At 70.8% G+C, this 10,853-nt stretch carries 8 protein-coding genes and 1 pseudogene; 6 read left to right on the top strand and 3 right to left on the bottom strand.

Annotated features, from left to right (window positions below; all coding sequences use genetic code 11):
• Positions 1-460 precede the first annotated feature (460 nt).
• Both AC1DCG_RS19570 and dnaG read right to left on the bottom strand, forming a co-directional pair.
• Positions 461-907 carry a hypothetical protein gene (locus AC1DCG_RS19570; RefSeq protein WP_477030904.1) on the bottom strand — a complete coding sequence of 149 codons (447 nt, stop codon included), beginning with the start codon at positions 905-907 and terminating at the stop codon, positions 461-463.
• Between the two features lie 47 nt (positions 908-954).
• Positions 955-2,383: pseudogene (gene dnaG / locus AC1DCG_RS19565) on the bottom strand (DNA primase); the annotation flags it as partial.
• A 219-nt stretch (positions 2,384-2,602) separates the two neighbouring features.
• Between dnaG and AC1DCG_RS19560 the strand changes: the two are divergent.
• The 4 genes from AC1DCG_RS19560 (at position 2,603) to AC1DCG_RS19545 (ending at position 6,881) form a co-directional block, all read left to right on the top strand.
• Entirely contained in the window at positions 2,603-3,535 is a 933-nt protein-coding gene (locus AC1DCG_RS19560) for a BON domain-containing protein (RefSeq protein ID WP_477030903.1), read from the top strand.
• Between the two features lie 237 nt (positions 3,536-3,772).
• Complete coding sequence (locus AC1DCG_RS19555; protein WP_165262930.1) at positions 3,773-4,171, top strand: group III truncated hemoglobin; 399 nt, start codon at positions 3,773-3,775, stop codon at positions 4,169-4,171.
• Positions 4,168-4,866 carry a 2OG-Fe dioxygenase family protein gene (locus tag AC1DCG_RS19550; protein ID WP_165262932.1) on the top strand — a complete coding sequence of 233 codons (699 nt, stop codon included), beginning with the start codon at positions 4,168-4,170 and terminating at the stop codon, positions 4,864-4,866. Before AC1DCG_RS19555 ends, AC1DCG_RS19550 begins: the two co-directional genes overlap by 4 nt.
• A gap of 89 nt (positions 4,867-4,955) precedes the next feature.
• Positions 4,956-6,881, top strand: a complete 1,926-nt coding sequence (locus AC1DCG_RS19545) for an HWE histidine kinase domain-containing protein (RefSeq protein WP_477037197.1) — start codon at positions 4,956-4,958, stop codon at positions 6,879-6,881.
• Positions 6,882-6,994: 113 nt separating this feature from the next.
• On the opposite strand, the gene AC1DCG_RS19540 is transcribed toward AC1DCG_RS19545, so the two are convergent.
• Positions 6,995-7,744, bottom strand: a complete 750-nt coding sequence (locus tag AC1DCG_RS19540) for a DUF5677 domain-containing protein (RefSeq protein ID WP_477030901.1) — start codon at positions 7,742-7,744, stop codon at positions 6,995-6,997.
• Positions 7,745-8,267: 523 nt separating this feature from the next.
• Between AC1DCG_RS19540 and AC1DCG_RS19535 the strand changes: the two genes are divergently transcribed.
• Together AC1DCG_RS19535 and AC1DCG_RS19530 are read left to right on the top strand one after the other, a co-directional pair.
• On the top strand, positions 8,268-9,044 hold the full coding sequence (locus AC1DCG_RS19535; RefSeq protein WP_477030905.1) for an ImuA family protein: 777 nt from the start codon (positions 8,268-8,270) through the stop codon (positions 9,042-9,044).
• A 253-nt stretch (positions 9,045-9,297) separates the two neighbouring features.
• Positions 9,298-10,683, top strand: coding sequence for a DUF6504 family protein (locus AC1DCG_RS19530; RefSeq protein WP_477030900.1), 1,386 nt, complete (start codon positions 9,298-9,300; stop codon positions 10,681-10,683).
• Positions 10,684-10,853: the final 170 nt, after the last annotated feature.

The raw sequence follows: 10,853 nt of genomic DNA, 5'->3' as shown, positions 1-10,853 counted from the left end.
CCTCGCCACGCTTGGGCCGGTACCAAGAGCCCTCCCCATGGCGGGGACGGCTTTGATTATGACCCGGGTTTCGGTGCGTCTGATTGAATTGGCTGAGAAAGTTGTAGAGCGTTGGATCGGCTTGGGATTTTTCGACGAACGCCGGGGATGGACGGGGCTCTATCCCCATAACCGGGAACCTCCCCCCGTGGGGGGAGGCGATCGCGCAGCGATCGGTGGGGGGAGTTGGAGGGAAGACGACCAATGCCCCGCAAGCTGAGAACTCCCCCCACCGGCCTTCGGCCGCCTCCCCCACGGGGGGAGGTTCCTGGGGGCGGATGCTCCCCCTCTGGGGGAGCTRTCGCGGAGCGACTGAGGGGGTTCTTGACGCCGGCGCTGGCCCCCTCCGGCCCTCTGGGCCACCTCCCCCAGAGGGGGAGGGTCTGATGCGGGCCCTCGGCCTCACCTACGGAAGGCGTCCCTAGTGCGCGGGCTGCCAGAATTCGAGGTTGCTGATCTGGCGTTCGAGGATGGCGATGCGGTCGCGCAGGTCGCGGGTGGCGGTCAGGCTGGCGGCGGTGACGGGCTCTTCGCGCATGGCCCGCAGGGCGCGCTGGGCGTCGCCGACCTCGACGATGGCCTCGTAGCAGGCCGCCCACAGCAGGCGGGCGCGCTCGCGCTCCATCTTGGGATCGAGGAACGGCGGCTTGAGCGTCAGCGCCAGGCGGTCGAGTTCGGCCAGCTCCTCGCCCCGGCCCTTGCGGACCAGGATGTCGCGGAAGGGCGTATCCTCGCCGATGTCGTCGATCAGGGCCTCGAAGATCTCGTGCGCCAGGCCCTTCAGGCGAGGTTCGCCAAAGCCGATCCGCTCCAGCGCCTCGTCATAGGGACGCGCCCAGGGCGGATGGTCGACGGCGGCGATGGCCACGGCCGCGTGGAAGGGGTTCAGCCGGCGGCCGATCTGCTCGCGGGCGACGCCGCGGATGCCGGGGTCGGGCGGGCCACGCTCGCGGCCTTTCCAGCCGCCGCCACCGCCGCCTCGCGGGGTGAAGGGGCGATCACCGCCCTGGCCGCCGCCTTGTCCGCCTCCATAGGGCCCGCCGCCATAGGCCGGCTTGGGGAACAGGGCGTCGAGCTTGCCGTAGAGGTCGTCCTTGTAGGCGGCCGCCAGGTCCTTGTCGGCGATGGTTCCGGCCGCCACGCGGAGGCGCTGCTTGAGGCCGGCCTTGCGCTCGGGCGTGTCCAGCGGCTCCAGGTCGCGCTCGCGCACGAACAGCGCCTCGACGAAGGGCGTGGTCTGGGTGACCTGGGCCTTCAGCGCCGCCGGGCCCTGCTCGCGCAGCACGTCGTCGGGGTCCTTGCCGCCGCTGACGATCGAGAAGCGGAACGAGCGGCCGGGCTTGAGCAGGGGCAGGGCGCGGTCGATGGCGCGGCTGGCGGCGCGCTGGCCGGCCTTGTCGCCGTCGAAGCAGAGCGTGGGTTCGGGATGCAGGCGCCACAGCGCCTCCATCTGCTCCTCGGTCAGGGCCGTGCCCATGGCCGCCACCGCCGGCAGGCCCGCGCGCTGGCAGGCCACGACGTCCATGTAGCCTTCGACCACCAGCATCGGGGTCTGCTCGTTGGGGGCCGCCGCCTGGGCCGCGTGCAGCAGCTTGCGCGCGTCATAGAGGCCGTAGAGCACCCGGCTCTTGTGAAAGAGGCTGGTCTCGGGGCCGTTCAGGTATTTGGCGCGGGCGTTGGGATCCATGGCCCGGCCGCCGAACGAGACGACCTTGCCGCGGGTGTCGGTGATCGGAAAGATGATCCGGTCGCGGAAGCGGTCATAGGGCGCGCCGCCGTCCTCGGGCGCGATCAGGAGGCCCGCCTCGACGAGGTCGCCGGGCTTGGCGCCTTTGGCGACCAGATAGTCCTTCAGCGCCGTGCGGCCATTGGGGGCAAAGCCGATGCGGAAGCGGCTCCACTGGTCTTCGGGCAGAGCGCGGCGGTCGAGATAGGCGCGGGCGTCCTTGCCCACCGGGCGGCGCAGCTCGGCCTCGAACCAGGCCGCCGCCAGCTCCATCCAGTCGCCCAGCCCCGCGCGCTTGCGGTCGTCCTGGGCGGCGCGGGCGTCGGGCTCGGGCAGGGACATGCCGGCCTCGGCGGCCAGCCGCTCGACCGCCTCGGAGAAGGTGAGGCGCTCGGTCTCCTGCAGGAAGCTGATGATGTCGCCGTGCTTGCCGCTGGAGAAGCAGTGGTAGAAGCCCTTGTCGTCGTTGACGAAGAACGAGGGGCTCTTTTCCTTGGTGAAGGGCGAAAGCCCCGCGTACTCGCGACCCTGCCGCCGCAGCTTCACCGTCTTTCCGACCACGTCGGAGGGGCGAAGTCGGGACTTCAGTTCTTCAAGGAAGCGGTCGTCGAAGCGCATGGCGGAATGGCCCCAACATAAGCCTCCCCGCGCGCGAAGGCACGCCCGTGCTTGCGACAATCTACAGGCGGCGAGCGACCTATCCCGTGGTCATCCACAACTGGCTGCCGGCTCGCCCAAAGAAGCGTCGCATTAGGAACAGGGCTTTCGGCCGCTCCGTTCTGACGCCGTGGGACGCCTCGACGCGCCCCGACGCCACATGAGCCACGGAGAACACCCATGCCCGAGTCCCGCTGGAACGACCGTGAAGGCCGCTTCGAGATCGATCGCGACCGCGATTTCGACGACGAGCGCGGCTACGGCTACGACGCCTCTCGCCGCCAGGACCGCTACGCCCAGGATCCCGACTGGCGCGACCGCTACGCCGCCCGCGAGCAGCGCAGCTACGGCGAGCCGCGTCACCATTCGTCCGGCAGGGCCGAGCTGCGCCGGGCGGTCAGTCAGGGCGGCGACATCGGCTATGGGACGATCCGCTCGGGCTCGGACTATGCCTCAGGCCGGGGCTATCGCGCGCCGGGCGACTACGGCCAGGTGGGCGGCTTCGACTTCGGCGGTTCGTCGGCCGACTACGGCGGGGGCGGCTATCGCGGCCAGGCGCCGGACTATGGCGACCGGGCCTATTTCGACCGCCGCCACGAGCGCGAGCGCAACTACTACACGGATGGTCCAGGTCGGGGTCGCTACGACCAGGATCACTGGGCCTACGCCCGCCATCCGCGCGATCGCCACGACGAGGATCGCGGCTGGTTCGAGCGGGCCCGCGACGAGGTCTCGGCCTGGATGGGCGACCACGACGCCCAGCGCCGCCGCGAGCACGACGCGGCCCTGCGCGCCGACCATCGCGGGCGCGGCCCCAAGGGCTATCGCCGCTCGGACGAGCGCATCCGCGAGGACGTCAGCGACCGGCTGACCGACGACGGCTGGCTGGACGCCTCGGCTATCGAGGTGGCGGTCAAGGACGGCGAGGTCACCCTGAGCGGCACGGTCCACGCCCGCGACGACAAGCGCCGGGCCGAACTGCTGGCCGAGAGCGTCAGCGGCGTCGACAACGTGCAGAACAACCTGCGCCTGGATCGCGGACCCGAAGCCAAGGCCGGCGACTGGAGCCTGCAGGGCAGCGCGCCCCAGCAGGGCGTGACGGGCAAGGCTTAGGGCTCCTGCGCCAAATACCTCGTCATCCCGGACGGCCGCAGGCCGATCCGGGACCCAGGGGGCTGGGCGCAGCGCCCAGGTTCGCCTCCCAACGGCAGCCGACGCACTGCGGCGGCCCCTGGGTCCCGGCTCTACGCGCTGCGCGCTACGGCCGGGATGACAGCTTGGGAGAAAAGCGAAACCCTAAGTGATGATCCCTAGCTTGGCTGCCGCCTCGCTTGGGACCATCTAGGGGCCATGTCCGAGCCCGCCCTCAAAGAACCGACCTTCACCGACGCCGAGATCGACGCCCTGGTCGAGGCCTTCTACGCCAAGGTCCGTCGCCATCCGCGCATCGGGCCGGTGTTCAACGGCCAGATCGCCGAGGAGGCCTGGCCCCACCACATGGCCACGTTGAAGGACTTCTGGGCCACGGTGCTGCAGGGCTCGGGGCGCTACAAGGGCTCGCCGATGGCGGTGCACCAGCGCATCGAGGGCTTCCAGGAGTGGATGTTCACGCCGTGGCTGAACCTGTTCCACGCCACCTGCGTGGAGCTGTTCGACGCCCCGCGCGCGGCGATCATCGGCGAGAAGGCCGAGCGCATCGCCCGCTCGCTGCGGCTGGGCCTGTTCTTCCGGCCGGGAGCCCCGGCATGATCGCCGAGAAGATCGCGGCGGACGGCTTCGCCATCGTTCCGGCCGGGGAGACGCGCGCCCTGCTGGGCGGCCTGACGGACTGGGACCTGTTCGCCGACAGCTGGAACGACCTGGGCGTCGACGGCTTCATGGCCGACGGCGGGCGCTATCGCCGCCGGCGGTTCGCGGCCTTCGCCGTGGGGGCCGACGGCGCGATCGCGCGCAAGCCGCACCAGCCGCACTACCAGAGCCGCGACTACAACGCCCTGAACGGCGGCGTGCAGCGCTGGTTCGAGCCGGTGACGCAGGCGATCGCCGAGCATCCGGTGACGCAGGGCCTGCTGAAGGCGGGCCTGGAGACCTTCCAGCCGCTGACCGCCCAGCCGCCGAAGGCCTGGCACGTCGAGCTGCACCAGTTCCGCATCGAGGCCCATGACGGGCAGGCCGGCCTGCCCACGCCGGAAGGCGCGCACCGCGACGGCGTCGACTGGGTGATCGTCATGCTGGTCGAGCGGCGCAACGTGGCCAGCGGCGTCACCGACATCTTCGCCCCCGACGGCGCCTCGCTGGGCTCGTTCACCCTGGTCGAGCCGGGGGACGCGGTGCTCATCGACGACCATCGGGTGCTGCACGGGGTGACCGCGATCCGCCCCCTCCGCGCGGGCGAGGAGGCGCGGCGCGACGTGCTGGTCGTGACCTTCCGGCGAGAAGACTGACGGGCAGGGCCGCGACCGTTTGTCTCACTCCACCTTGGGAGGTGGGCGTGCAAGCCTGCCGCTCCTTCGCGAAACGAGCGCCGTAATCCATGACCGACGACGCCCCTTCGCCCTCCCATGCCGGCCGACGGGACACCTTCTCGGCGACCATGGCCGACGCGGTGCCGATCCTGATCGGCTATGTCGACGCCGACCGCCGCTACCGCTTCGTCAATCGCGCCTACGAGACCTGGTTCGGCGTCCGCCGCGAGGACATCGAGGGCCGCTCGCTGCTCGAGGTGATGGGCGCGGACGCCTATGAGCGGGTGCGCGACCATGTCGACGGGGCGCTGGAAGGCCAGAGCCTGACCTTCGAGGGCGAAGTGCCCTACCAGGCCGCGGGCCTGCGCCATGTGGAGGCCAAGTACGTGCCCGACGTGGCGCCGGACGGCGCGGTGCTGGGCTACTACGTGCTGGTCACCGACATCTCGGCGCGCAAGCGGGCCGAGGCCGAACTGGCGCGCCTTCTGGTGCGCGAGCGGCGCCGGGCCCTGATGCTCGACCTGGGCCGCCAGCTGCGCGAGGAAAGCGAGGTCGCCGCCATCGCCGACAAGGCCTGCGCCGTGCTGGCCGCGCAGCTGGGCGCGCAGCGGGCGGGCTATGCCGAGGTCGATCTGGCCGGCGTCTCGACCCAGATCATCGGCGAGTGGGGCGGGGAGGGCGTACAGCCCCTGGTCGGCCCGCTGTTCGTGCTCGACGACTTCGGCCCGGCGATGAGCGACGACCTGCGCGCCGGCGTGCAGGTGGTGATCGACGACGTCCGCGAGGACGCGCGCACCCGCCACAGCCTGGAGGCCTATGTCGCGCTCGACATCCGCGCTTTCGTGGCCGTGCCGCTGGTCAAGGCCGGGCGGCTGGTCTCCTACCTGTTCGTCTGCCAGGAGCGGCCGCGCACCTGGGGCGTCGACGAGGCGGCCTTCGTCGGCGACGTGGCCGAACTGATCTGGGCCGCCAGCGGCCGGGCCCGCGCGGACGCGGCCCTGCGCCAGGCCGAGGAGACCGAGCGCCTGCTGATCCGCGAGGTCGACCACCGGGCCAAGAACGTGCTGGCGGTCGTGCAGTCGCTGGTCCAGCTGACGCCCTTCGTCGACAAGCGCCAGTACGTCACCGCGCTCAGCGGCCGCATCGGCTCGCTGGCCCGCTCGCACAGCCTTCTGTCGACCACCCGCTGGACCGGGGCGGTGCTGCGGGCGCTGCTGGAGCAGGAGCTCGAGGCTTACAGCGTCGAGCACGAGAGCCGCGTCGTCCTGGACGGCCCGCCGGTGCTGATCCGCGCCGAGGCGGCCCAGTCGCTGGGCCTGGTGGTGCACGAGCTGGCCACCAACGCCAGCAAGTACGGCGCCCTGTCGACGCCCGGCGGCGTGCTGGAGGTGGCCTGGAGCTGGGACGCCGGCCGGCTCGTCGTCGACTGGCGCGAGAGCGGCGGGCCGCCGGCGATCGCCCCGGCCCGGCGGGGCTTCGGCTCGACCCTGATCCAGAACGCCGGCAAGCAGCTGGGCGCGCAGGTCTCGCATGACTGGCGCGCCGAAGGCCTGCATTGCCGCATCGCGCTTTCGAGGGGCGCTCTGCCCCATGCCGGCGGCGGCGAGCGCTCGGCGGCGACGACCAGCCCCTTGCCCGACGGCGGCCTGCAGGACCAGCGGGTGCTGGTGGTCGAGGACGAGGCCCTGGTGGCCATGGAGCTGGCCCGCGTGCTGGCCCTGGCCGGCGCGCAGGTGGTCGGGCCGGCCGGCGACGTCGAGGAGGCCCTGGAGCTGATCGAGAGCAGCCTGATCGACCGGGCGGTGCTCGACGTGAACCTTGGCGGCCGCATGGTCACGCCGGTGGCCAGAGCCCTGGCCGAGCGGGCCATCCCCTTCGTCTACCTGACCGGCTACCAGGAGCCCGGCCTCGACGACGGCCCGGTGCTGCACAAGCCCGCCGCGCCGGAAGCGCTGGTCAGCGCCCTGGCAGGGCGGCGGGTGGAGCGGGTGTAGGGCATCTAAACTCCCGTCATTCCCGCCCCGGAACCGGGGACCTCCACCGCTACCGACACAGCCCTGTAGGCGGACGCCATCATTGTCCGCAAAGGGTGGAAAGCTGACGTTGGCTAGCCGACGATGGGAATGCCGTTGGCCGCAGCGTACTGTTCGAGCGCGGGTTGCAGGTTCAACAGTAGCCCGCTGACAGCGTTCAAGGCAGCTTGGCTTTCTATGATGGTGGCATACGACTGGAACAGCGCCGTCATCGTCAAAACCATCCAGTACACCGCACGACGACGGTCTCCCTCGGCGGCTTCGGCTACGAGCCTATTAAACTCGGGCGTCTCGTCCGTAAGGGCCAGGTGCCGAGTGACTGATATTCCTGTAATGTGAGATGCAGTGCCGGATAGTACACGGTGAAATACGTACAGGTCGCCAACATTCGTCTGACCAGCCAATTTCTCAATGTTGAGCCTCTTGCCATTGGCAGCGATTTCGTTGGCCCATTCGTTAGCGATTTGGTCGGCGAACCCGAGGCCGAACTTCTGCATCATTTTGAGCTGGCCGACCATCGTGTCAGACAGGTCCGCGTCAAGGTCGGCGAGGAATTCCTTCCCGCGCTTTTCCAAATTTGCGAGACAGATGGCGACCTCGATGCTCCCTCGAAGGATCATTTCGGCCTCTAAGATCAGGCCCTCCTTGTACAGTATAGTGAAGGCTCGTAAGTGCGACCACGACCTCGCGTAGAGCGTCATGGCCATCGCCGTTGGACTATCGCTCGGGACTAGAATATCTTCGGTTACCTTGCCGAGGTCGTTGCCGATAGCGACTATGTCACCCATCGCCTTCTCAAACTCGGCGAAGTAGTCATTTCCCATGGCGACCTCTGATATGATGTGTGCCGACGGTGCCATCCGACCGGCTGAAAAGGCGCAATAGGCCTAGCACGGCAATTCGCATTTCAGAGGGCTGCGGCGTAGGCGTAGCTCCCTTCAGCTTTCGATTGCGCGCCTATGGCTAACTAAGAAACCCTAACCATAGGGTACGCTCAAACGGTCGCATGCACGCCGCTAGAGCGGAGGCGGCAGAAGTCCGCAACGGGTCGCGAAGCGAAGTTGGCTCCGCCGCCCGTTTCGGACGGCCCGATCGGTGTCGCAAGCCAGTGTCGGTCTCGGTCAACACCCGCCCTCGTGGCGGGAACCCCTGGGTCCGCTCGCACGTGAAGCGCAAGCGGATCGCCGGCGATCCGCCCCTTCCGCCCTTGCGGCTGAGAGAGGGTTTCCCGCCACGAGGGCGGGAATGACGGGGTGACAGGGAGACCTCCAGCGACACCCCGCCGCATTCGGCGACCTTGACTCCCGCGCCCATCAGGATCAGAACAAAATGGGAACGGAGGTCGCCATGCCCGGCTCGCGCGAGGCGCGTATCGAGGCCCTGAGAGGTCGGATCGCCGCCATCGAGGCGGGGACTCGGACTCCGACTCCGGTCCTGCCGTTCGGCGATCCGCGCGTCGACAGCCACCTGCCCGGCGGGGGGCTGCCGAGGGCCGGCTGGCACGAGGTGGTCGGCGAGGGGCTGGAGGGCGAGAGCGGGGCGGCGACGGCGGCCTTCGCGGCGCTGCTGGCCCGGCCGCGAGCCGAAAAGGGCGCCGTGGTCTGGGTGCTGCGGCGCTCGGATCTCTATGCGCCGGGCCTGGTGAACCTGGGCTTTCCGGTCGAGCGGCTGGTGATGGTGCGGGTGCGCGACGAGGCCGAAGGGCTGAGCGTGCTGGAGGACGCCCTGGCCACGCCCGGCGTTTCCGTCGCCATCGGCGAGGTCGAGGCGCCCGACCTGGTGGCCGGCCGCCGGCTGCAGCTGGCCTGCGAGCGGGCGGGGGGCTTCGGGGTCGTGCTGCACCGCCGGCCCTATGGCGGACCGGCCAGGGGCGCGACCGGCTCGGCCGCCTTCAGCCGCTGGCGGGTGGGGCCCGCGCGGGGGCGCGCGCCGCCGGATGGGCTGGGGCTGGGCCCGCCCGCCTGGCGCGTGGCGCTGGAACGCTGTCGGGGCGGACGCCCCGGAGCGTGGATCCTGGAACATTCGGAGGCCGACCATGGCCCGCATCCTTTCCGTGTGGTGTCCGAACTGGCCGATCACCACCTGGCGCCGGCACCACCCGAACGCCTTCGTAGAGCGGGGTGAGGAAAAGACCCTCCCCCCGAAGGGGGAGGTGGCCGCGAAGCGGTCGGAGGGGGAAGGGGCTTCGGCTTCAGCGGGAACTCCCCCCTCAGTCGCTCCGCGACAGCTCTCCCAGAGGGGGAGCATCTGCAGATCCTCCCCCCCTGGGGGAGGCAGCCCGGAGGGCCGGAGGGGGTCCTCTTCGGACGATCCTCCCTTCGCCCTGCTGGTCTCCGAGCGCGGCACGCGTCGTCTCGCCGCCGTCGACGCCGCGGCCATGGCGCTTGGCCTTTCCGCCGGCCAGAAGGCGGCCGACGCCCTGGCGCTGGTTCCCCAACTGGTCACCGCCGACCATGACCCCGACGCCGACCGGCGGGCGCTGGAGAGCCTCTGCGACTGGTGTGTGCGGTTCTCGCCGGCCGTGGCGGTCGACGGCGAGGACGGCCTGCTGCTCGACATCACCGGGACCGACCACCTGTGGGGCGGCGAGGACGCCATGCTGGCCGACCTTGTGGAGCGCCTTGCGCGCTGGGGCGTGCCGGCGCGGGGGGCGATCGCCGACACCGCCGGGGCGGCCTGGGCCCTGGCTCGCTATGGAGAGCCCCGTTTCGGATCCGAGCGAGCGGTGGTTCCGCCCGGCGGCCAGCGCGAGGCCCTGGCCCGCCTGCCGGTGGCGGCCCTGCGGCTGGACGAGGCCGCCCAGGCCCAGCTGCCGCGCCTGGGGCTGCATCGGGTGGGCCAGCTCTACGCCCTGCCGCGCGCCCAGATGGCCAAGCGCTTCGGCCTTGCCTTCACCCAGCGGCTGGACCAGGCCCTGGGGGCGGCGGGCGAGGCCCTGGCCTTCCGTCGGCCGGCCAGTCCGTGGTTCGCGCGCCTGGCCTTCTTCGAGCCGGTCAGCGCGCCCGAGGACCTGGCCCGCGTCGCCGCCGACGTGCTGGCCCTGATCTGCAAGCGGCTGGAGGGCGAGGGGCGCGGCGCCAAGCGGTTCGAGGTCGTCTATCATCGCCTGGACGGCAAGGCCTTCGCCGTGCCCGTCGGCCTGGCGCGTCCCGGCCGCGACGCCATGCGCCTGGCCAAGCTGGTCGCGCCCAAGCTGGACGTCGTCGATCCGGGCTTCGGCATCGACGTGATCACCGTGCACGCCTTCGCGGTGGAGGCCCTGGCGCAGGGGCAGGCGCGGATCGACGCCGAGCTCGATGCGGCCGAAGCCCTGGCGCCGCTGGTCGACCGGCTGGTCAACCGCCTGGGCGAGGGGCGGGTCTGGCGGCCCGACCCGGTGGAAAGCCACGTTCCCGAGCGGGCGGTGGGACGGTCCGCGCCCCTGGCGGCGCCGGCGGCCGCCCGGCCGTGGAGCCCCGACCTGCCGCGCCCGACGCGCCTGCTCAAACGCCCCGAGCCGATCGAGGTGATGGCCAAGCTGCCCGACGACCCGCCGCTGCGCTTCACCTGGCGGGGGCGACATCATCGCGTCCAGGCGGCCGAAGGCCCCGAGCGCATCGGCCAGGAATGGTGGCGCGGCGATTTCGACGCCGCGGGTCCGGGCAGGATCCGCGACTATTACCGGGTGGAGGATGAGGCCGGCGGCCGGTTCTGGATCTACCGCCAGGGGCTCTATGGCGACGGCGATCCGCCGAAATGGTGGCTGCATGGCCTGTTTGGTTGAGGGCCCAATGATCCTCCCCCTGAAGGGGGAGGTGTCGGCGAGGCCGACGGWGGGGGGAGTCATTCCTCGGGGTCTTGCGCGCGCCGATTTCAGCAGTCTCTTCCCCCTCCGGCCCTCTGGGCCACCTCCCCCTTCAGGGGGAGGGTCTGGAGACGTCGGCGCTAGAAAGA

The organism is Caulobacter sp. 10L414 (genome assembly GCF_056395525.1).
Note: the sequence above shows the minus strand (reverse complement) of the source record. Positions and strands in the feature narration are given on the sequence as shown.